The following is a 22,711-nucleotide window of genomic DNA, read 5'->3' on the forward strand; positions in this document are numbered from 1 at the left end:
GGCGCTCCTCATGGATGTCCGTAGGCACGGGGCTGGGTATAATGATCGATAAGCGGCACGCAGATATTCGCCAGCAATACGGCAAAAGCCACCCCTTCGGGGTAGCCGCCGTAGGTGCGGATAAGCCAGACCAGACCGCCGGTCAGCGCGCCGAATATCAGTCGCCCGCGATGGGTGGTGGAGGCGGTTACCGGATCGGTGGCGATAAAAAACGCCCCCAGCATGGTGGCGCCGGAAAACAGGTGCAGCATCGGCGGCGGCGCGGCCTGGGGCATCAACAGCCAGGCCAGGACGGCGCAAAAACCCAGGCTCGCCAGAAAGGCGATGGGGATATGCCAACTGATGATGTTGCGCAGCAGCAGATACAAGCCGCCCGCCAGGAAACCAAGATTGACCCATTGCCAGCCCAGCCCCCCCATCCAGCCGTTATAAAGCGGCTGTCGCAAAAGCCGGGCCGCATCGCGGCCGGCATGCAGGCCGGTTTTGTAATTATCCAGCGGGGTGGCCTGGGTAATCCCGTCAAACCCCTGGCGCACCTGCTGTAAATCCAGATCCAGGGACGTATGGCCGGAAAAAATAAGCCCCAGGGTATCCGCCAGTCCGGCGGGGTGCAGCCGCATGCTCTCTTCCGGCAGCCAACTGGTCATTTGTACCGGAAAAGAGATAAGCACTATGACATACCCCACCATGGCCGGATTGAAGGGATTATGCCCCAGGCCGCCGTAAAGCTGCTTGGCAATGATAATGGCGCACAGCGTCGCCAGGACAATGACCCACCAGGGACCCAAGGGCGGCAGGCTTAACCCCAGCAGGACAGCCGTCAGCAGCGCGGAGTAGTCGGTGAGTTTTGCCGGTACGGATTGTTTGCGCAGCGCCGCCGCCGCCGCCTCGGCCAGCAATGCGGTGATGCAGGCCAACACCACCTGAATCAACGTGCCGTAACCGAAGAAATAGCTCAGGGCGAGGAAGCCCGGCAGGCATGCCGCAATCACCTGCGACATGATCTGGCCGGTGGTTAACCGGTTATGGGTAAAAGGTGAACTCGCTATTCTGAAAGCCATTTATTCCTCTTGAGGCTGTTTTGCAGCGGCGGCTTTACGGGCTTTTACCCGGGCAATGGCGGCGGCGACGGCATCCTGCTGCTGATGATGCAGGTCAGAAGTGACGCCGTCACCGTCAGCAGCAGGTCGCTGCGGCGCGCCGGACGCCATGGACACGACTTTTGTCGCGCTGGAGGGGGCGGTATCACCAAGGGATACTTTTGCCGGCATCCGCGGGACGATTTCGTCCAGCTTCACCGCCGCCTGCCGGTGGCGCAGTTCTCTGGCTGTTTTTTCCCGTTCGCGCCGGGCAAGCTTGGCCTCATAACGCGCCCTGGCGGTGGCTGATTTTTCCGCTTCCCCATCGAGGGCCCGGATCTCCGCTTTTTCCCGACGGTAATAGTGCACCAGCGGGATATTGCTCGGGCAAACATAGGCGCAGGCTCCGCATTCTATGCAATCGAACAGATGATGGCGCCGGGCCTTGTCGTGCTCCTGGCCGCGGCTGAACCAATAAAGCTGCTGGGGCAGCAGTCCGGCCGGGCAGGCATCGGCGCACAGGCTGCAGCGAATGCAGGCTTGCTCGGGCTGCGCTTTGGCCAGCTCCCCGGCGGCGGGGGCCATGATGCAATTACTGATCTTGACGATGGGGACATCGAGAGACGGCAGGGTAAATCCCATCAATGGCCCGCCCATGATAACCAACTGCTCCCCTTCGGCAACAAAGCCCGCATGGCGCAGCAGATGCCCCACCGGGGTGCCGATGCGCCCCCAGACATTGCCCGGCTGTTTCAAGGCGCCGCCGGACAGCGTCACCACCCGTTCGGTAAGAGGCTCCCCGTCTATTACCGCCCGCTTGATGGCGAAAACCGTGCCCACATTCAGCATCAACACGCCGATGGAGGCCGAATGTTGACCGAAGGGCACTTCCCGCCCGGTAAGGATTTTCGTCAGCTGCTTGGCGCCGCCGGAAGGATATTTGGTCGGCACAACCCGCAGCAGGTAATCCGGCCGCTGCGCCAATGCCTGCTCCAGGGCGGATGCGGCGGCCGGTTTGTTATCCTCGATGCCGATGAGTACGCGCCCGGGGGCGACGGCATGGGCCACCACATCAATGCCCGCGACAATTTCATGGGCCCGTTCCCGCATCAGCCGGTCGTCGGCGGTAATATAAGGCTCGCATTCCGCGGCGTTGATAATCAGGGTCTCAACGCTGCCGCCGCCGGTGATTTTGGCGGCGGTGGGGAAACCCGCGCCGCCCAAACCGGCGATGCCGGCCTGATGTATCCGATTCAGCACCCACTGGGCGTTATGCCGGCGGAAATCGGCCGCCGGCTGCAACGGGCACCAGCTGTCCAAGCCGTCGGCGCGCAGGATGATGCAAAGCTCAGCCAGCGCCGACGGATGAGCGGTGATATGGGAAGTAATAGACTCAATCACCCCGGAGGTGGGAGCATGGACCGGCAAGGTGCGCCCCAGGCCGCGGGTCAGGGGCTGTCCGCGCAGCACCCGGTCGCCGGCGGCGACGCACAGTTCACCCTCCGGTCCAAGATGCTGCTTGAGAGGGATAATGAGCTGGTCCGGCAACGGCACCACGCGCAGCGGCGTACCGCTGGACTGCTCCTTCATTTCCGGAGGATAAATGCCGCCGTCAAATTCCCAGATGCGGTCTTTGCGCAGTTCGGCGAATAAATTAAACATGGTGCTCCAGGGAAATGACCTGAACCGGGATGCGGGAAAGATCCCACTTCCAATTTTGCGCGGTGTCCGCCAGCGGCCGCATTTCAATGCAGTCGGTCGGGCAGGGCGCGACGCATAAATCACAGCCGGTGCAGAGCTCGCTCACCACCGTATGCACCGCCCGGGTGGTGCCGATAATGGCATCCACCGGACACGCCTGGATACATTTGGTGCAGCCGATGCAGTTGGCCTCATCGATCCAGGCCACGGTGGCCACGGGGCGGGACGCCTCGCCGCCGCCGTCCAGCGGCTGCGGCTCCACGTTCATCAAACCGGCGATTTTCAGCATCACCGGTTCTCCGCCGGGGGCGCACTTGTTGATTTTTTCGCCATGGACCGCCACCGCTTCGGCATAAGGCTTGCAGCCGGGATAACCGCACTGCGCGCACTGGCTTTGGGGCAGCAGGGCATCGATCTGTCCGGCGACCGGATCCTCTTCTACGGTAAAGCGGCGGGCGGCAAACCCCAGCAGGGCCCCGCATAGCAAAGCCAGCAGGCTGAGCGCGCCGACGGCATAGACCAAGACCATCAGAATTTCACCAGCCCGCTAAAGCCCATAAAGGCCAGCGACATCAGTCCGGCGGTCACCAGGGCGATGGACGAACCCTTGAAGGGCGCCGGTACGTCGGCCACCGCCAGGCGTTCCCGGATGGCGGAGAACAGGATCATCACCAGTGAGAAGCCCGCCGCGGCGCTGAAACCATACACCGCGGACTGCAGGAAGTTATGGGCAAGATTGATATTGAGCAGCGCCACGCCGAGTACCGCGCAGTTGGTGGTGATAAGCGGCAGGAAAATGCCCAGCAGACGGTAGAGGGAGGGGCTGGTCTTTCGCACCACCAGTTCGGTGAACTGCACCACCACCGCGATAATAAAAATAAAGGAAAGGGTACGTAAATAGGCCAGATCCAGGGGTTGCAGGATAAAGTCATTTATCAGCCAGGCGCAGATGGACGCCAGCGTCATGACGAAGGTAGTGGCCATGCCCATACCCATTGCCGTTTCCAGCTTTTTGGATACGCCCATAAATGGGCATAAGCCGAGAAATTTGACCAGGACGAAATTATTTACCAGCACCGTGCCGATAAACAGTAGCAGGTAACCATTCATTGCCGTACCCATTTAAAAAGACGCGGGCTATTATCCGGCATAGGTTCCCTTTCGACAACACAGTTTCCGTAGGGTTATTATCCGCCGGCGGCCGGTATGCCCTATGCCGATAGCGGATTTCCGCCTTCCGGTGGCCATGGCCGATATCATGGCTGGATAAAGGTATGCTTAACCCGCTGCGAGCGTTTTATGTAAGGCACGCCGAGAGCCGCCGCCAGCAGCGGCCAGTATAGCTGGTGCAGCGCCAGCTGGTCGGTGATAGGGGAAAAGGCAAAGGCCTTCAGGGCCAATAAAACCCCCGCCAGCAGCCAGAGGATAAATATCTTGGGAAAGCGCAGGGAGCGTCGGAGCATCAGCCGCAGCGTCCAGAAGGTAAAACACCACATGGCGGCGGCGGTGAGCAGCGAGGCCAGCCATTGCAGACCGAACATGGAGTGTTGCGCGGACTGTGAAAGCGCGTCCCAGTGGTTCACCAGCGCCAGCAGGAAGATAATGATGATAAGGCTCGCGCTGATAAGCGCCACCCCAAGGTAGGCCGTCGCGACCCACAGCCAGCCGCCGATACGCGGCGGGGAGCCCGCCGGAGCGTGGCCGGCGTTCAAATCACGAACCGCCATACGGATTTAGGCACCTGGCCGAGATCGAACAGACGGCCGCCGGAGGCCAGTTCCGCCCTGCGGTGGTCCGCCGCCCGGTACATATTGATGATTTCACCGCTGTCCACCAGGGAGTAATTCAGATGATCGAACAGCTTTTCCAGGCTCTCGGGGGTGTTTACCTTACGGAATTTTAATAAGTACTCTTGCGCAGTCATTGTTGAGCGTTCAGGGAAGGAAATATAAGCAAAGTAGTATATTCAGTGCGGCTCCGGTGTCCATATATTCCGCGATAAAAAGCTAAAAAAGCGCGGGGCGTTCAGGCCGGGAACGGATTGTCCCCGGCCTTATAAACAAAACGTCTTATTTCGCCGCTAGCTTATAATAGAGTTCATTCCAGCGCAGGGCCTGCTTGAAGTCGGGAATGCGGGTGTCATTATCGATAACCAGCAGTTCGATACCGTTCATTTCCGCATAGAGCCGGATATGATCCAGGCTCAGGGCCTGGCTGAATACGGTATGATGCGCACCTCCGCCCAGGATCCAGGCTTCCGCCGCCACTTCAAGGGACGGCTGGGCCTTCCAGATGGCGCGGGCCACCGGCAGCTTCGGCAGGGGATGGGGCTGCTCGATGGTATCCACCACGTTCACCAGCATACGGAACCGGTCGCCCATATCGATAACCGAGGCGTTAACCGCCGGGCCGGCCGGGGTGGAGAACAGTAGCCGCGCCGGGTCCGCCTTGCCGCCGATACCGAGGAATTGCACGTCCACGGTGGGTTTTTCTTCTTTGGCGATACTCGGACACACTTCAAGCATATGTGAGCCAAGGGCGAGGTTATTCTCCGGCTGGAAGTTATAGGTATAATCTTCCATAAACGAGGTGCCCCCGGGCAGACCGGCGGCCATGACCTTAAGGATGCGCAGCAGGGCCGCGGTTTTCCAGTCCCCTTCGCCGGCGAAGCCATAGCCTTGCTGCATCAGGCGTTGCACCGCCAGCCCCGGCAACTGCTTGAGTCCGTACAGATTTTCAAAGTTGGTGGTGAAGGCTTTACAGCCCGCCTGCTCCAGGAAGCGTTTCATGCCCAGTTCGATACGGGCCGCATCCAGCAGGTTCTGGCGTTTTTCGCCATTGTGCTTGATTTTGTCGGTGAGGATGTAGGAAGCTTCATACTCTTCCACCAGCGCGTCGATATCGCCGTGCGAAACTTCATCCACCACGCTCACCAGATCCCCCAGGCCGTAAGCGGTAACCGAGTAGCCGAACTGGATTTGCGCGCCAACCTTATTGCCTTCGGTCACCGCCACTTCACGCATGTTGTCGCCGAACCGGGCCACCACCAAATGCTGGCTCTCTTCGCGGGCCACCGCGGCGCGCATCCATTTGGCGATGCCTGCATGGGCCTGCGGGTCTTGCCAGTGGCCCACCACGACCTGATGATTCAAATGCATCCGCGCGCCGATGAAACCGAATTCACGGCCGCCGTGGGCGGTCTGGTTCAGGTTCATAAAATCCATGTCCATGGTTTCCCACGGGATTTGCGCATTGAATTGGGTATGGAACTGCAGCAGGGGTTTATTCAGGATGCTCAGGCCGCCTATCCACATCTTGGCCGGAGAAAAAGTGTGCAGCCAGGTGAGCAAGCCGATGCAGCGGGTATCGTAATTGGCCTCGCGGCACAATGCCAGGATTTGATCCGGCGAGGTGACCAGGGGTTTCAAAACCAGCTTGACCGGCAGGCCTGCCTCATCATTCAGGCCCTTGACCACGGTCTGCGCATGTTCGGTGACTTGCCGCAGCGTTTCCGGGCCGTAAAGATGTTGGCTGCCTATCACAAACCAGACTTCGTGCTGTTGAAAATTTTCCATAATGACTCCTGTGCGTCTCCGTCAAAGGGAGGTTTCGGGCGGCGGTCTTTCCCGCGGCCCGGCTTTTGTTGGTTAATGCCCGATGGCAGCCGTTACGGCATAGGCGGGTTCAGCGATTTCGCTCCAGTGCCGGTAGCGTTCATACAGGACCTGGAATGAGGCGACTTTGTCAGGGTCCGGCTGTAGGACGCGTTCGATTTTACTGGCCATGTGCTGCTGGGCCGTGGCGATATCCCCGTAGGTTCCCGCCGCCACCGCGCCGAAAATCGCCGCTCCCAGGGCACAGCATTGGTCGGAGGCCACCAGCTGCAGCGGACGATTCATGACATCCGCCAGCACCTGCATGATGATCGGCGATTTGCGGGCAATGCCCCCCAGCACCAGCACGTTCTCCACCGGAATGCCCTGATCAACGAAGCACTCCATGATGGCGCGCGCGCCGAAGGCGGTGGCGGCAATCAACCCGCCGAACAGCGCCGGCGCGTCGGTGCCCAGGTTAAGGCCGGTGATAACCCCTTTCAGGCGCTGGTTGGCATAAGGAGTGCGGCGGCCATTGAACCAGTCCAGCACCACCGGCAGATGTTCCAGCGACGGTTCCTCAGCCCAGGCTTCGGCCAGCGCCGACAGCATGTCGGTTTCTATGGCCTCGAGCGCCGGCTGTAGGGAAGGATTTTGCCGTGCGGCCCGGCGCAGGGGCCAGCCCAGCACCTTGCCGTACCAGGCATAAATATCGCCAAAAGCCGACTGTCCCGCCTCCAGGCCGATAAAGCCGGGAATGACGCTGCCGTCCACCTGGCCGCAGATACCGGTAATGGAGCGATCGCCGACTTTTTGTTCATCGGCTATCAGGATATCGCAGGTGGACGTGCCGATGACCTTTACCAGGGTATAGGGCTGAGCGCCGGCGCCCACGGCGCCGATATGGCAGTCAAAGGCTCCGCCGGCAATGGTTACGGAAGGCGGCACGCCGAGCTTTTGCGCCCATTCGGCGCTGATGCGGCCCACCGGCAGGTCGGCGGTATAGGTGTCGGTAAAGAGCGGGTATTGCAGATTTTCCGTCAGTACCGGATCAAGGGCATGGAGAAACGCTTTTGGCGGTACGCCGCCCCATACCGGATGCCAGAGGGATTTATGTCCGGCGGAGCAGCGGCCGCGCCTGATTTCCTCAGGACGCGTGGTGGCGGACAATACCGCCGGGATCCAGTCGCACAGCTCAATCCAGGAGACCGCTTCCTGGCGGACCTGGCGGTCCTGGCGGGTGATATGGAGGATTTTTGCCCAGAACCACTCCGATGAATAGACACCGCCGATATAGCGGGAATAGTCGGGGAATTCACCGCTGCGGCACAGTTGGTTGATGGCTTCAGCTTCTTCTATGGAGGTATGGTCCTTCCACAAAATAAACATGGCGTTGGGATTATCGGCGAATTCCGGCCGCAGGGCCAGAACCCGGCCTTCGGCATCAATGGGGGCCGGCGTCGAGCCGGTGGTGTCCACCCCGATGCCGACGATGCTTTCCCGCTGCGCCGGCGACAAATGCGCCACCACGGCGCGGATCGCCTGCTCCATGGACTCCAGATAATCCGCCGGATGGTGGCGGAACTGGTTATCCGCGGGTTTGCAATACCGGCCCTCGCGCCAGCGCGGGTACCAGACAACTTCGGTGGCCAGCTCTTTACCGCTGCCGCAGGCAACCGCCAGGGCGCGCACTGAATCACTGCCGAAATCAAGCCCGAGGCTAATGGCCTCTTCAGTCATGCTCGTATCTCCTGTTAACCCGAAACCTGATGATGTCGATAACCATAAGGGGGTTTTAATCGGGCAGTGAGGAGACGTTAGCTGGAAGTATGCACTTTCCTGCCGCCAGTGACTGAAATGTGATGTTCCTCATAAAGTCCTTCACAGATGAATTTTGCTGTATCTATGCACAAAACTGCTGTTATTGAGAACTGTGATAACGCTCTACATTTTGGTAACACGTAAACGTTAAAACTACATCCGTCTAAAGGGCCCGATTGGATAAATGGCGACTCATAGGCCGCCTGGCAGTACCACCGGGTAAAATCTTACCGACTGATAACGCTTACACGCTTCAGCATTTCGAAGCAGAGCGATAATAATTACCGGAGAGTTCCATGCATAAATTCACTAAGGCACTGGCGGCAATTGCAGTAGCCGCTGTTATGTCTCATTCGGCTATGGCGGAGAACATGAAGTTGGGTTTTTTGGTGAAACAACCTGAAGAACCCTGGTTTCAAACCGAATGGCGTTTTGCTGACAAAGCCGGCAAAGATATGGGCTTTGACGTGATTAAAATTGCCGTACCCGATGGTGAAAAAACACTTAATGCGATCGATAGCCTGGCGGCCAGCGGTGCCAAAGGGTTTGTCATTTGTACCCCCGATCCCAAACTTGGCTCGGCGATTGTCGCCAAAGCACGCAGCTACGATATGAAAGTCATGGCGGTGGATGACCAGTTCGTCGACGCCAAAGGCAAACCCATGGTTAACGTTCCCATCGTCATGATGGCCGCCACCCAGCTGGGCCAGCGCGCCGGCCAGGAAGAGTTCAAGGAAATGACCAAGCGCGGCTGGAAAGTGGCCGACACCGGGGTCATGGCCATTACCGCCAATGAGCTCGATACCGCTCGTCGCCGCACCACCGGCGCCATGGATGCGTTAAAAGCCGCCGGCATACCGGATAAACAAATCTACCAGGTCCCCACCAAGTCCAATGATATCCCCGGCGCGTTTGACGCCGGCAACTCACTGCTGGTCCAGCATCCCGGCGTGAAACACTGGCTGATTGTCGGCATGAACGACAATACCGTGCTGGGCGGCGTGCGCGCCACCGAAGGTCAGGGATTCAAGGCGCCTGACGTTATCGGCGTCGGCATCAACGGCGTGGATGCGGTGAATGAGCTGTCCAAAAACGAATCCACCGGTTTCTACGGTTCTTTATTGCCCAGCCCCGACGTACACGGTTACAAGAGTATCCAGATGATGCATGACTGGGTAACCAAGGGCGTTGAACCGCCGAAATTCACCGAAGTCACCGACGTGGTATTGATTACCCGCGATAACTTCAAAGAAGAACTGAAGAAAAAAGGCCTGTAATTTTTAACCGACATTTTTAACGGAACAAGTGTTTGCCGGGACGGCCGAGGCCGTCCCGGTCCATGACGACGTCATTCATCAAGAGGATGTGTCCGTGTCAGTCAAAACCCCTGATAGTTACCGTAGCGGGATTGCCGGCGCACTGTCCGGATCTGTTAACGCGAGGATGTGTTCATGACAATTCAGACACCTTATCTATCGTTTCGCGGCATTGGTAAAACCTTTCCCGGCGTGAAAGCGCTGGACGATATCAGCTTCGATTGTTATTCGGGTCAAATCCATGCCCTCATGGGGGAGAACGGCGCCGGGAAATCGACTTTGCTGAAGATTCTCAGCGGCAGCTATACGCCGACGCAGGGCGAAATCCTGATCAAGGGGCAGCCGGTTCATTTCAATACCACCACCGATGCGTTGAACGCCGGGGTAGCGATTATTTACCAGGAACTGCATCTGGTTCCCGAGATGACGGTGGCGGAAAATATTTATCTGGGTCAATTACCAAACAAGCACGGTTTTGTTAACCGCGGCATTCTGAATTATGAAACCAAGCTGCAGCTGGAGCATTTGGGGCTGGATATCGCGCCGGAAACGCCGCTTAAGTATCTGTCCATCGCCCAGTGGCAAATGGTTGAAATCGCCAAGGCATTAACCCGTAATGCCAAAATCATCGCTTTTGACGAGCCCACCAGTTCATTGTCGGCGCGGGAAATAGAGCAGTTATTCCGTGTTATCCGCGAGCTGCGCGCCGAGGGACGGGTCATTCTTTACGTTTCCCATCGTATGGAAGAAATCTTTACGCTGGGGGACGCCATCACGGTATTCAAAGACGGCAAATATGTGCGCACCTTTGACGACATGACCGCCGTGGACCACGACATTCTGGTGCAGGCCATGGTGGGGCGTAATCTGGGGGATATTTATGATTATGTTCCCCGTCCCCACGGCGACGTCAGGCTGGAGCTGGACAAAATAGAGGCGGTGGGGGTGAAGACTCCCATTTCCTTATCGGTACGCGCCGGTGAAATCGTCGGTCTGTTCGGACTGGTGGGAGCGGGGCGCAGCGAACTGATGAAAGGCCTTTTCGGCGGAACGCTGATTACCGGCGGCCAATTGCTGCTGGACGGCAAACCCATTTCCATCCGTTCCCCCATCGATGCCATCAGCGCCGGACTGATGCTCTGCCCGGAAGACCGCAAGGCCGACGGCCTGATTCCGGTACATTCAGTGCGGGAAAATATCAATATCAGCGCCCGGCGCAATACCGTTAAAGCCGGCTTTTTGATAAACGATCAATGGGAAAAATCCAATGCCCTGGAGCATATTCGTGCGTTGAACATCAAAACGCCTTCAGCCGAACAGTTGATCATGAACCTCTCAGGCGGCAATCAGCAAAAGGCTATCCTCGGCCGCTGGCTGTCGGAGGACATGAAAGTGATCATGCTCGATGAACCGACGCGCGGCATCGATGTCGGCGCCAAGCATGAAATCTATCACGTGATTTACGAATTGGCGAAACGGGGAATTGCCGTATTGTTTGCATCCAGCGATTTGCCGGAAGTATTAGGCCTGGCGGACCGTATTGTGGTGATGCGCGAAGGGACGATATCCGGCGAGCTCACCCACTCGGAAGCCAGTGAACAAAAAGCCCTGAGCCTGGCAATGTTACATACAACCCATACCAGCCCCGCGGATGCGGTTGCCTGATTGTGAAGGAGTCAAAGATGTCAACGGTCACTACATCTTCGCCAAAGGCGAATAAATCGTTAAGTTTGTCTCGGGTTTGGGATAACTACGGCATGCTGGTGGTATTTGTCGTACTGTTTGTCGCCTGTACCATTTTCGTTCCCAATTTCTCCAGCTTTATCAATATGAAGGGCCTTGGCCTGGCGGTTTCAATGTCCGGCATCGTCGCCTGCGGCATGCTGTTCTGCCTGGCTTCCGGCGATTTCGATTTGTCGGTGGCCTCGGTTATCGCCTGCGCCGGCGTCACCACGGCAGTGGTCATCAATGCCGCAGACAGCTTGTGGCTCGGTGTGCTGGCGGGGCTGGTGCTGGGGGTAATCTGCGGCCTTGTAAACGGTTTCGTCATCGCCAAGCTGAAAATCAACGCCTTGATAACCACCCTCGCCACCATGCAGATTGTGCGCGGTCTGGCCTATATCATTTCCGATGGTAAAGCCGTGGGCATCGAAGATGAACGATTCTTTGTGCTGGGCAATTCCAACTGGCTGGGCCTGCCGGCGCCGATATGGATCATGGCTATTTGCATGATCATTTTCGGTTTTCTGCTGAACAAGACCACTTTCGGCCGCAACACGCTGGCCATCGGCGGCAATGAAGAAGCCGCCCGCCTGGCAGGGGTGCCGGTGGTTCGCACCAAGATCATCATCTTTATCCTCTCCGGCCTGGTGTCGGCGGTGGCGGGTATTATCCTGGCCTCGCGCATGACCAGCGGCCAGCCGATGACCTCGTTGGGATATGAACTGATTGTCATCTCCGCTTGCGTGTTGGGCGGGGTATCGATGAAAGGCGGTATCGGTAAAATCTCTTACGTAGTGGCCGGGGTGCTGATTCTCGGTACGGTGGAAAACGCGATGAATTTGCTGAATATTTCACCGTTCTCCCAATACGTGGTGCGCGGGGTAATCCTGCTGGCGGCGGTAATATTTGACCGCTACAAACAAAAGGCGAAACGCACGGTGTAAGGTTTTGCGGGCCGCCGCGGCGAAAAGCGCCGGTCCGCTCACAGTTTTATAACCGTTGCAGGCTATTCCACGCTCTTGCGGATATTCTCAATCAGACGACAACCTGTCCGGAGGTGAGATGTATCATAGAATGACTCACGAGACGCAATCAAATCCGCTCTTGCCCGGCTATATGTTCAATGCCTATTTGGTTGCCGGCTTAACGCCGATCATTGCCGGCGGGCCGCTGGATTTTTTCATCGATCGTCCTGATGGCATGAAAGGGTTTATTCTTAACCTGACCATCAAAGGCCAAGGAAAAATATTCGAAGGCGACCGTTCATTTGTTTGCAACCCCGGCGATCTGTTGCTGTTTCCGCCGAAGTCGGCGCATTATTACGGCCGTTCTCCGGACAGCGACTGCTGGTATCATCGCTGGGTCTATTTCCGCCCCCGGGCCTATTGGGCCGATTGGCTGGAGTGGCACAGCAAGATTCATGATGTGGGACGGCTTTCTTTGGGCAATGACAATTTGCTCACCGAGTTCGACCGCCTGCTGGCCAACATAGAGCAGACCCAGCGCTCCGGCCGGCGTTTTTCCGAAGAGCTGGGCATGAATCTGCTGGAACGCCTGCTGCTGCGCGCCATGGAAGAGGACCCGCAAAGCCCCAGCAAAATCATGGACCCGCGCATTATCGAGGCTTGCCAGTTCATCACCGGTAATCTGTCCGGCGAGCTGCGTATCGACGAAGTGGCCCGTCACGTCTGTTTATCCCCTTCGCGCCTGGCGCATTTATTCCGCGAACAGGTGGGAATCAATATCCTGCGCTGGCGGGAAGACCAGCGGGTTATCCGCGCCAAACTGCTGTTGCAGACCACGCAGGAATCCATTGCCACCATCGGCCGGGTGGTTGGGTATGACGATCAGCTCTACTTTTCCCGGGTATTCCGCAAGCGCGTGGGGGTTAGTCCGAGCGATTTCCGTCGGCGCAGCAGCGAGATCAATTATCCCGGCCGCAGCATCCAGGCCGCCAATAACTGGCAGTTGCAAAGCGAAAAGGCTATCGGAGAATAATAATTTATTGCTACTGTTGGTCCGGTAAAGATTGATTTGCCGTCTTCCCATCGAGGGCGGCTCCATCGAAAATAAGCCTAAAAGAGGAATAACGATGGCTGAAAATATCGGAATCGGACTGATTGGTTATGGTTTTGCCAGTAAAACCTTCCACGCTCCTTTGATCAAGGGCACTGACGGCCTGCGGGTGGCGGCGGTCTCCTCCAGCGATGCGGGTAAAGTTCAGGGGGATTTGCCCGGCGTAAAGGTGGCGGCGGATCCCAATGAGGTTATCAACGACCCGGCGGTCCAACTGGTGGTGGTTCCCACCCCGAACGAAACGCATTTTCCGCTGGCTAAACAGGCGTTGCTGGCGGGCAAGCACGTTATCGTGGATAAACCCTTTACCGTGACGTTGTCACAAGCACAGGAATTGAAGCAGCTGGCGGAAAATCGCCAGGTGCTGCTGTCGGTATTCCACAACCGCCGCTGGGACAGCGATTTCCTTACCGCGCGCCAGCTTATCCGCGACGGTATCCTCGGCGACGTGTTGTATTTCGAGTCCCATTATGACCGGTTCCGCCTGGAGGTGAAGGACCGCTGGCGCGAACAGCCCGGCGCCGGCAGCGGTATCTGGTACGATTTGGGACCGCATCTGATTGACCAGGTCTTGGTGCTGTTCGGTATGCCGGTGGCGATAAACGTCGATTTGGCGCTGCTTCGTCCCGGCGCGCTCACCGATGACTATTTTCACGCCACGCTAACCTATCCGCAACGGCGTGTGGTGCTGCACGGCTCCATGTCGGCGGCGGCGCCCACTCCCCGCTATACCATTCACGGCACCAAAGGCAGCTTCGTTAAGTTCGGTCTCGACGCTCAGGAAGCGCGGTTGAAAAACGGTGAAGTTCCGCCGCAGCCCGACTGGGGCGTCGATACCCAGGACGGCGTGCTGACGCTGCCGAAAGGCGGCGTCATGACCGAGCATACCGTCCGCACCCAGCCCGGTAATTATCCTGCTTATTACGCCGCTATCCGGGATGCTATCCTGGGAAAAGGCGATAATCCGGTAACTCCGTCCGACGCCATTCGCGTAATGGAGTTGATTGAGCTGGGTATCTCCTCATCGGAACAGAAAAAAACATTAGCGGTAAAGAACAGTTAATGACATGGTAGGGGTTTTGGGCGATCCTGGGATCGCCCTGGTTTCGGTCGACGGTAAGGGTAGTGGTCATGTCGTGGTTGCAACGTTTACGTATTGATAAGTTTTTACTGGTGTTGGTTTCAGTGGTTATTTTGGCGTCTCTTTTCCCTTGTCGCGGCGTTTTCAAAACATTGTTTGAATACCTCACCACCGCCGCCATTGCTTTACTGTTTTTTATGCATGGCGCCAAGCTGTCGCGGGATGCCATCATTGGCGGGATGAGCCATTGGCGTTTGCATCTGGTGGTTTTCCTCAGTACTTTCGCACTGTTCCCGCTGCTGGGTCTTGCCATGAAGATTTTTCAGCCGTCTCTATTGTCCACGCCGGTCTACCTGGGCTTTCTTTATCTGTGTGCGCTGCCCGCTACCGTTCAGTCCGCTATCGCGTTTACTTCCGTGGCCGGCGGCAACGTGGCGGCCGCTATCTGCAGCGCCTCCGCCTCGAGTATTTTAGGGGTATTTTTATCGCCGGTGCTGGTGGGCCTGCTGATGAAAACCCAGGAAGGCGGCGGATCGAACAATACGCTGCATGCCATCGGTTCAATCATCCTGCAACTGATGGTGCCTTTTGTGGTGGGCCATCTGGCGCGGCCGCTGATTGGCGGCTGGGTGAACCGTCATAAAAAGCTGATTAATATTACTGACCGGTCATCAATACTGCTGGTGGTTTATACCGCCTTCAGCGAAGCGGTGGTAGGGGGCATTTGGCACCAAATCACCGGCTGGTCGCTGGTGTCGATTCTGGTATACTCGCTGATGCTGCTGGCCATTGTGCTGGTCATCAATACCTGGACCGCCCGTTTGCTCGGGTTCAGTACCGCCGATGAAATCACCATCGTGTTCTGCGGCTCCAAAAAGAGCCTGGCCAATGGAATCCCCATGGCAAACGTTTTGTTCCCGGCGGCTGCGGTGGGAACCATGGTGCTGCCGCTGATGATCTTCCATCAGGTCCAACTGATGGTGTGCGCGGTGCTGGCGCAGCGCTACGCCCGCAAGCAGGCGTCACAGCGGGAGAAAAGCGCGCTAAGCGCCACGCCCGGCGAGTAATTATAACTCTTATAATTTTGGCAATTGTTGCGACTGTAAAATTAAAAAGCGGACCGAAGCCATGGCGGCTCATTCAGTCCGCTTTTTTTCAACAATAATCTCGGATATTGATTTTGCTAAGAGGATTAATGATGCGGCCGCAGCTTATCCAAGATTATTTTCAATGGGTGATCGGCTTCTAAAAGACTTTCCCTTTGAAAATACAATGAAAATAAAAAAAACATATTAAATTGTTACATGGTTGTGAAAGATCGTATAATGAATATGGTTTGGATTGTCTTTTAAATGAGTGAATTTTCATGTAACCCTGCGTGATGTAAAGTTCCATTTTAAAGGATCTCTCATTATTTAAAGTGGAATTTCAATAATATTTAAAATTTTTTATTTCACATATAAAAATTTAATTAATCAAATGGAGATGATTAACAGTGATTCCTTCAACGGTCAAAAATAGGGATTTACCTACCTCTGCTCCCCAACAAGATGTCAAAATGGCTCCTTTAACCGTCGGCGATGTTTTGAAAATGACCCGCTTGGAGCATGGCGATCCTTTAAATCATCGCCGCATGAGACATTTCTCCTGGGTGGAGAACGAGTGTTCTTCCCTTAAGGGCCGAATCGATTACATCAACAAGACCACCTCGCGCATCATTGAGTCCATCCCGCTGAGGGAAAGCCCCGTTACGCTCGTGTCCCTCGGTTCGGGTGGTCTCCTGACTGAATATATTATACATCAGCAACTTAAAAAAGCGGCCTATCGGCAGTTATACTGGCGCGTTATCGACCTGGACTATCAAAATAGCGGCTACGAGCAGTGCCGGAAGGATTTCAAGGTTGAGGCGGGAAACGAAAATGTCAAGGCATTCACCACTGAACAGGCCTATTTTAGAAAATCAATTGACCATAACTTTTTGTCGGATAACGACAAAAATCAAGGCGCGGTTGTGGTGTTAAATGTCTCCCCACCGAGAGCGATAACAGATTCCTCTTCCACGGCGGATTATGATTCTGATTGCATGCTTATTCGAGGAAGGCCTATAGAAGAGGCCGAAAAGGCGAATGGTATTTATCTGTTAATGGCATCGCCTGCGTCTAAAGAGGATCTGCTAAACGTGAAAAAGGCATTATCCGAAGGTGACTCAATCGTTTATCTGGATTGCGCCTTGAATTGCTCGGTTAATAGCAGCGGAAAGGTCGTGGTAATACACAGTCCATCACCGACTGGACGTGCTCTGAATGAGGGAATTAAGCCTTATGTGGATAAACTGGAAGGGGTGGCCAATTCTGTAGGCCGGAAAATTGACCTCCTTAACCTGAACAAATCGCTGGAAGGGTTTGTTGATGAAATGAATAGCAGAGGCGCATTTGCCTTGAAATTTCTGGTTTCTGATTATGATACAAGTTTAGACAAATTGCGCGAATATTTTCTCGACGGTAATAACCCGGTTATATTTGCGACTTTTGATAATAATGAGTGTTCTTTTACATAAAAAAGAAAGGGGAAATTCCCCCCAGGCGCTGCTCATTTTAGCAGGTTACCTGTGTGCTTGGACAACTTGCTATAGTTCGCATGAGGGATCGTTTTATTCCCTTTACAGCGCATTGGGCATCAGCTGCCGTTTTTCCGCCTCGTTCAGGAAGGCTATCCAGCCGCGTCCATTCGGGCATTGTCCTATGAACGTTGTGCCAAACGGGGATTTACCTGCTCCCTCGGGCATGGGCCTTTTTACGCAGCATCTCCTTCTCCGCTTCGCTGATAAACGCAAGAGTCAATCCGTTTTGCTGCGCTGTGCGGATTTGCTGTGGGCTCAACCCGGCCTCGGGGGCAGCGACCCGATACTCATAATCCAGATCGATGCCCTGAACCGCCGGGTCGTCTGAATTTATTGTGGCCAGTATGCCATGCTCTAAAAAACGTTTCAGCGGATGCTGCTCGAGAGAGGGCACGGTGCTGGTTTGCACATTAGAGGTGAGGCAACTTTCGATGCCGATACGGTGCAGCGCCAGAAAATCCATCAAATGCGGATCCTCAATGGCTTTCACCCCATGCCCGATGCGCTGGGCTCCCAGCTCGTTGATGGCTTGCCAGATGCTCTCCGGCCCGGCGGCTTCGCCGGCATGAACGGTGATATGCAGACCCGCATCCCGGGCGCGGGTAAAATGCGTTAAAAACAGGCTGCCGGGAAAACCCAGCTCGTCACCGGCCAAATCCAGCGCGGCGATGCCGTCGCCGCCGGACAGGATGGCATCAAGCTCCTGCGTACAGGCGTCCTCGCCAAAAGTCCTGCTCAAAATGCCGATTAAACGCACCATCACGGGATAATCTTCGCAGCCGGCGCGTACGCCGTCTATTACCGCTTCAACCACGCCCGGCAGCGGCAGTTGATGCTTCATAGCCATATAGTAGGGTGAGAAGCGCAGTTCGGTATAATCCAGTCCCAGCGCCGCGGCATCTGCCACGTTCTCGTAGGCGATGCGTCGGCAGGCATCCAGGGATCCCAATACCGCCACGCCCCAGTCCAGCTTTTGCAAAAAGCTCACCAGATCGGGTTCGGTGCGGGTGACCTGAACATGTGCGAGCAGTCCCTCAAGATTGTCCGCCGGCAAGGGCAATCCGAATTGGCGGCCCAGTTCCAGTATGGTTTGCGGGCGGATATTACCGTCCAAATGGCGATGGAGATCGGTTAACGGCAGGGATTTATCAATCATGGGAGCGGTTCTCCGAACGTGGCGGGGGATGACCGGCATTGACCGGGCCATCGGCGCCGCGAGGCTCAAATGAGGCTGTCGGGCCCCCGATCTGGCGATAGGGGGCTCTGGTTTTGCCGTTAAGGCTGCGGCACGGCCTGGGGCTGTACCGGCTGCGTCGGGCTGTCCGGTGCGCCGAACAGGCCGAACAAACCTAAAAAGCTCTGCAATGACATCTTCTGGCCGTTCAGATTCACCTGATTGTCGGCATAGTGAAAACTGCTGCTAAGAACATTATCATCCACGGTGGTCAATTTGAACATCTGGCCCATGGCCGCCAATCCCTGCACCTGCTGCTTAGCCAGTTTTTGCGCTTCATCGGCGTTATAACCCTGGATTTTGGCGAACTGAGTGGTTAATTCAGTGGCCATATCCAGCGGGATGGTCAGCTTGGCATCCAGCTTATTGACAAACCTCGCCAGTTGCAGCTCCGGCGTCGTCGCCGGCGCGCCGGGCGGCAGCTGGGACGGGTCGTTGACATTCAGCGTCAGGTTGAAGGCGCTTTCGCCCTTGCTGTTTTTCCAGCTCAGGGGGGCGATAGACAAATAGGGACTGCCCTTAAGGGCCAGCGGCAGGCTGGTAATCAACGCCTGGGTGATCTGTTCCTGCTGCACAGCCGGATCGGCGGCGCCGGTCTGCTGCATGATCTGCTGTACCTGATTATGGTACCGATCGCTGAATTGCGCGATGGCCTTGGCATCAAGGTTGGACAGCTTGACGGTCAATTTACCGGAACCGAATTCCTGACCCTGCACATGGAGCATATCCAGGCTGTAGGCGACCTGTACATTCAGCTTATCGCCGTCTTCCGTGGCGGTGGTTACCTGGGACAGGTTGTCGGTGTTGAGCATGTCCTTGCCATCAAGGTTGTAAATCAGCGATTTTACCTTAAGGGTATTGTCGCCGATGCTGTAACCCTGCTTACCTTTATGGGTATCGCTGTCGACGCTCACATCATGCAACGTCACCTGTTCCCGCTGCTGGAATTGATTAATCCCCGCCACCACCAGGCTGGAAAGGGCGCCATCCAGCGTAACCTTGTTCAGGTCGTGATCAATGGCGGCATTAAGCTGGCCGCCGCTGGAGCGGACCAGCGAATCGGCATCTTTATAATCGAGGGGGGCGAAATCGATGGCCGACACCGTATCGCCGCTATAGCCGACGCGGGTGACGGCGGATACCGGCGACTTACCCTGGCTGGCGGCTATCAGCGGCTTGACGAACGGCGTCTCGGCCAATCGGCTCTGGACAGACGCCATACTGGGGATAAACACGCCTTTTTTCAGCTGGGCGAAGGGAAAAGGACCGTGATCGACGTTTTCCCTGATGACGATTTCGTCGCCGGGTTTTAGCGGCTTATTGTCACCGGTGCTGCCGTCCGACAGCAATACCACGTTCAGACGGCTGGAGAACAGCGCCCGGTGGTAATCTTGCACCGCCAGTTTCACCCCGGCTTCGGGAAAGGTGGTTTTGATGCGGGCGTTGGCTTCATCCAGCAGGGCGGGCAACCGTTGTTCAAACTGTTTGCCGGTATACCAGGCCGAGCCGGTCCATGCCGCGCCTAAAATGACAATAACGCCGACGGCGATAAGTGATTTTCTCATTGTCGATTCATCCTTATTATTATTTCCCATTCCAAGTTGTTGTAACGAGCCAATAAACGAACCCTGCCTTATACCCTTCCTGTTACAGGCTGTCGGGTACACCTGCTATCAATAATAGCAGCAATAGCGGGCCTTCCTGACGGAACAACCGTTAAAGTTCGTTAAAAACACGGGCCAGCCGGCCGGTGCCGCTGGCGTTGACCGGCGACTCCTCCGCGCCGATAAATGCCGATTCGCCGGCGTTGAGCCGCAGGGATTGCCCCCCTTTTTCCAGCACCGCCTGGCCTTCGACGCAAAACAGAATGGCCGCGCTATGCTGTGCCAGCGCCTGGGGGTTCGAAGACAGGTTATGCAGCGAAAAAGCGAAATCCTCCACCGGAATCGGGAAGCGCAGGGCGGCGCCGCCGCTGCCGGTGGGCTGGGTCAGCAATTCTTCCTGCGGCTTGGCGATAAATTTCACGTTCGCCAATAATTCAGGCACGTCGATGTATTTCGGCGTCAGTCCGGCCCGCAGCACGTTATCCGAGTTGGCCATGACTTCCAGCGCCACGCCGTGCAAATAGGCATGGGGCGTTTCGGCATAAAGGAACATGGCCTGGCCGGGTTGCAGGGTAATCACGTTGAGCAGCAGCGGGGAGAACAAACCGCTGTCATCCGGATAATCACCGGCAATCATGCGAATGGTGTCCCATGGCTCGCCGTGCTGATGGCCCAGGGCATTTTTCAGGATATCCAGCGCCAGCGATTTTTCCTCGCCGGCCATACTTAACAGGTCGCCGAACAGCTGAGCCAGATGCGAGGGATCCGGGTGCTGTAAAAACGCGGCGATGGAGGGATGGGCGCCGGCCACCGGCTGCAGCAGGGAAACCATCGATGACAGTTCGCGAAAGCCGTTCATGGCCTGAAAAGGCGTCAGGGCAAAAACCAATTCGGGCTTGTGGTTAGGATCCTTGTAATTACGATTAGCGGCGTCAAAGGGTACGCCCCGGCGGTTTTCCAGCTCGAAACCACGCTCGGCGGCGGATTTGCTGGGGTGGACCTGAATGGACAAGGGTTCCTGGGCGCACAGCACCTTGAACAAAAACGGCAGCTCGCCGAAACGTTCGGCCACCGCCTTGCCCAGCAGCGCCGCCGGCTGCCGGGCTATGTAATCCCGCAGGCTGATGTCATGGCCCTGTTCATCGCTTATTACGGAGCTGCTTTTGGGGTGCGCGCCCATCCAGAGCTCCGCCATCGGCTGGTTGTCCGGATTGGCGATGCCGTACAGTCTGGACAAGGCATCCTTACTGCCCCAGGCGTAATGCTGAACAGAGTTGATCATTTTTTTCATTGTTAACTGCCCTTACTGAATCCCAAATGTGATATCGCGAGCCGGTCGCATGATGGTAAGCTTTTCTACGGCACTATACTATCAATGTCCGGCGTTGGCTTGGAACCGTTGCCGGGCAGGATATTGATCATTAGGAAGAATACCAGGAGGCATTAATGACAGCTACCCGCGTCGAAAAAGATTCCATGGGACCGATCGAAGTACCGGCCGAACGTTTGTGGGGAGCGCAAACCCAGCGCTCCCTGGAACACTTTCGTATTTCCAGTGAAAAAATGCCGCCAGCCCTCATCGCCGCCCTGGCCCGGACCAAACGCGCGGCCGCGCAGGTCAACAAGGATTTGGGCCTGTTGCCCGCCGATCGCGCCGACGCCATTATCAGCGCGGCGGACGAAGTGCTGGACCACAAGCATCCGGAAGAATTTCCGCTGGCTATCTGGCAAACCGGTTCCGGCACCCAGAGCAATATGAACATGAATGAAGTGCTGGCCAATCGCGCCAGCGAACTCCTGGGGGGACGACGCGGCGCGGAAGGGCGCCTGGTGCATCCCAACGACGATGTTAACAAAAGCCAGAGCTCCAACGACGTCTTTCCTACCGCCATGCATGTGGCGGCGGTCATCGCCCTGAACGAACATCTGCTCCCCAAAATCAATGCATTAAGGGAAGTCCTGGCGCAAAAGTCCGCCGATTTTCGTGATATCGTCAAAATCGGCCGCACCCATTTGCAGGATGCCACCCCCTTGACCCTGGGTCAGGAAATTTCCGGCTGGGTATCGATGCTGGACCACAGTCTCACCCATATCGAGCAGAGCATTCCTCATTTATGCGAGCTGGCGCTGGGGGGCACCGCGGTCGGTACCGGCCTGAATACCCATCCCGAATACGCGGTGCGGGTGGCGAAAGCCCTGGCGGAGCTCACCGGACATCCCTTTGTCACCGCCCCCAATAAATTCGAAGCGCTGGGCACCTGCGACGCGCTGGTTCACGGCCACGGCGCGCTGAAAGGGCTGGCGGCGTCAATGATGAAAATCGCCAACGATGTGCGCTGGCTGGCTTCCGGCCCCCGGTGCGGTATCGGCGAAATCAGCATCCCCGAGAACGAACCGGGCAGCTCAATCATGCCGGGCAAGGTCAATCCGACGCAGTGCGAAGCCATGACCATGCTGTGCTGCCAGGTTATGGGCAATGACACGGCGGTGAATATCGGCGGCGCCTCGGGCAATTTTGAATTAAACGTCTATCGGCCGATGATCATTCATAATTTCCTGCAATCGGTACGGCTGCTGGCGGACGGCATTGACAGCTTTACCCGCCACTGCGCCGTGGGAATCGAGCCCAACCGGCCCCGCATCGAACAGCTGTTGAACGAGTCCCTGATGCTGGTTACCGCCCTCAATACCCATATCGGTTATGACAAAGCGGCGGAGATCGCCAAAAAGGCCCATAAAGAGGGGCTGACCTTGAAGGCCTCGGCGCTGAAGCTGGGCTATTTGACCGAAGAGGAGTTCGATCAATGGGTCCGGCCGGAAGATATGGTGGGCAGTCTTAAAAATTAATCAGCCGCAAGCTAAGG

Annotated in this window: 18 protein-coding genes and 1 pseudogene; 8 read left to right on the plus strand and 11 right to left on the minus strand. The window is 56.5% G+C overall.

The window, feature by feature from the left end:
* Nucleotides 1–8: 8 nt before the first annotated feature.
* From rsxD to ACL2XO_RS15065, 8 genes and pseudogenes are all read right to left on the minus strand, one after another.
* Complete coding sequence (gene rsxD, locus ACL2XO_RS15030) at nt 9–1,061, minus strand: electron transport complex subunit RsxD (RefSeq protein WP_413740961.1); 1,053 nt, start codon at nt 1,059–1,061, stop codon at nt 9–11.
* Between the two features lie 27 nt (nt 1,062–1,088).
* Nucleotides 1,089–2,741 (minus strand): annotated as a pseudogene (gene rsxC, locus ACL2XO_RS15035) (electron transport complex subunit RsxC); the annotation flags it as partial.
* Complete coding sequence (rsxB, locus tag ACL2XO_RS15040) at nt 2,734–3,309, minus strand: electron transport complex subunit RsxB (RefSeq protein ID WP_413724464.1); 576 nt, start codon at nt 3,307–3,309, stop codon at nt 2,734–2,736. The gene rsxB and the pseudogene rsxC, both read right to left, overlap by 8 nt.
* Nucleotides 3,309–3,890, minus strand: coding sequence for an electron transport complex subunit RsxA (gene rsxA, locus ACL2XO_RS15045; protein ID WP_132921576.1), 582 nt, complete (start codon nt 3,888–3,890; stop codon nt 3,309–3,311). Before rsxA ends, rsxB begins: the two co-directional genes overlap by 1 nt.
* A gap of 146 nt (nt 3,891–4,036) precedes the next feature.
* Entirely contained in the window at nt 4,037–4,507 is a 471-nt protein-coding gene (locus ACL2XO_RS15050; protein WP_203521416.1) for a DUF2569 domain-containing protein, read from the minus strand.
* The gene (ydgT, locus tag ACL2XO_RS15055) at nt 4,489–4,704 is read right to left on the minus strand and encodes a transcription modulator YdgT (RefSeq protein WP_132921574.1); all 216 of its coding nucleotides are present in this window, start codon (nt 4,702–4,704) and stop codon (nt 4,489–4,491) included. Before ydgT ends, ACL2XO_RS15050 begins: the two co-directional genes overlap by 19 nt.
* 145 nt (nt 4,705–4,849) lie before the next feature.
* On the minus strand, nt 4,850–6,355 hold the full coding sequence (gene araA / locus ACL2XO_RS15060; RefSeq protein WP_413740962.1) for an L-arabinose isomerase: 1,506 nt from the start codon (nt 6,353–6,355) through the stop codon (nt 4,850–4,852).
* 72 nt (nt 6,356–6,427) lie between these two features.
* Nucleotides 6,428–8,113 (minus strand): ribulokinase, encoded by a 1,686-nt coding sequence (locus ACL2XO_RS15065; protein ID WP_413740963.1) that lies wholly within the window; start codon nt 8,111–8,113, stop codon nt 6,428–6,430.
* 377 nt (nt 8,114–8,490) lie between these two features.
* Here ACL2XO_RS15065 and ACL2XO_RS15070 point away from each other — a divergent pair, with 377 nt between their 5' ends.
* The 7 genes from ACL2XO_RS15070 to ACL2XO_RS15100 all read left to right on the plus strand — a co-directional run bounded on the left by ACL2XO_RS15070 (nt 8,491) and on the right by ACL2XO_RS15100 (nt 16,946).
* On the plus strand, nt 8,491–9,471 hold the full coding sequence (locus tag ACL2XO_RS15070) for an arabinose ABC transporter substrate-binding protein (protein ID WP_132921571.1): 981 nt from the start codon (nt 8,491–8,493) through the stop codon (nt 9,469–9,471).
* Nucleotides 9,472–9,645: 174 nt separating this feature from the next.
* Entirely contained in the window at nt 9,646–11,175 is a 1,530-nt protein-coding gene (gene araG, locus ACL2XO_RS15075; RefSeq protein WP_132921570.1) for an L-arabinose ABC transporter ATP-binding protein AraG, read from the plus strand.
* Nucleotides 11,176–11,192: 17 nt separating this feature from the next.
* Entirely contained in the window at nt 11,193–12,176 is a 984-nt protein-coding gene (gene araH, locus ACL2XO_RS15080) for an L-arabinose ABC transporter permease AraH (RefSeq protein ID WP_132921569.1), read from the plus strand.
* 118 nt (nt 12,177–12,294) lie between these two features.
* Complete coding sequence (araC, locus tag ACL2XO_RS15085; protein ID WP_132921568.1) at nt 12,295–13,230, plus strand: arabinose operon transcriptional regulator AraC; 936 nt, start codon at nt 12,295–12,297, stop codon at nt 13,228–13,230.
* Between the two features lie 94 nt (nt 13,231–13,324).
* Nucleotides 13,325–14,371: an oxidoreductase gene (locus tag ACL2XO_RS15090; RefSeq protein ID WP_413740964.1), complete on the plus strand. Its 1,047-nt coding sequence runs from the start codon at nt 13,325–13,327 to the stop codon at nt 14,369–14,371.
* A gap of 68 nt (nt 14,372–14,439) precedes the next feature.
* A complete protein-coding gene (locus ACL2XO_RS15095; protein WP_413724468.1) occupies nt 14,440–15,456 on the plus strand; it encodes a bile acid:sodium symporter family protein in 1,017 nt (338 codons plus the stop codon).
* A gap of 428 nt (nt 15,457–15,884) precedes the next feature.
* Entirely contained in the window at nt 15,885–16,946 is a 1,062-nt protein-coding gene (locus ACL2XO_RS15100) for a hypothetical protein (RefSeq protein WP_413740965.1), read from the plus strand.
* A gap of 208 nt (nt 16,947–17,154) precedes the next feature.
* Here ACL2XO_RS15100 and add read toward each other — a convergent pair whose 3' ends face one another.
* The 3 genes from add to manA form a co-directional block, all read right to left on the minus strand.
* A complete protein-coding gene (gene add, locus ACL2XO_RS15105) occupies nt 17,155–18,165 on the minus strand; it encodes an adenosine deaminase (RefSeq protein WP_413740966.1) in 1,011 nt (336 codons plus the stop codon).
* Between the two features lie 119 nt (nt 18,166–18,284).
* The gene (locus ACL2XO_RS15110; RefSeq protein ID WP_413740967.1) at nt 18,285–19,808 is read right to left on the minus strand and encodes a YdgA family protein; all 1,524 of its coding nucleotides are present in this window, start codon (nt 19,806–19,808) and stop codon (nt 18,285–18,287) included.
* Between the two features lie 151 nt (nt 19,809–19,959).
* On the minus strand, nt 19,960–21,138 hold the full coding sequence (gene manA / locus ACL2XO_RS15115) for a mannose-6-phosphate isomerase (protein ID WP_413740968.1): 1,179 nt from the start codon (nt 21,136–21,138) through the stop codon (nt 19,960–19,962).
* Nucleotides 21,139–21,293: 155 nt separating this feature from the next.
* On the opposite strand from manA, the gene fumC reads away from it, so the two are divergent.
* Nucleotides 21,294–22,694, plus strand: coding sequence for a class II fumarate hydratase (fumC, locus tag ACL2XO_RS15120; protein ID WP_132921561.1), 1,401 nt, complete (start codon nt 21,294–21,296; stop codon nt 22,692–22,694).
* Nucleotides 22,695–22,711: the final 17 nt, after the last annotated feature.

The organism is Sodalis sp. RH15, assembly GCF_047324255.1.
Lineage (GTDB): Bacteria > Pseudomonadota > Gammaproteobacteria > Enterobacterales > Enterobacteriaceae > Acerihabitans > Acerihabitans ligni.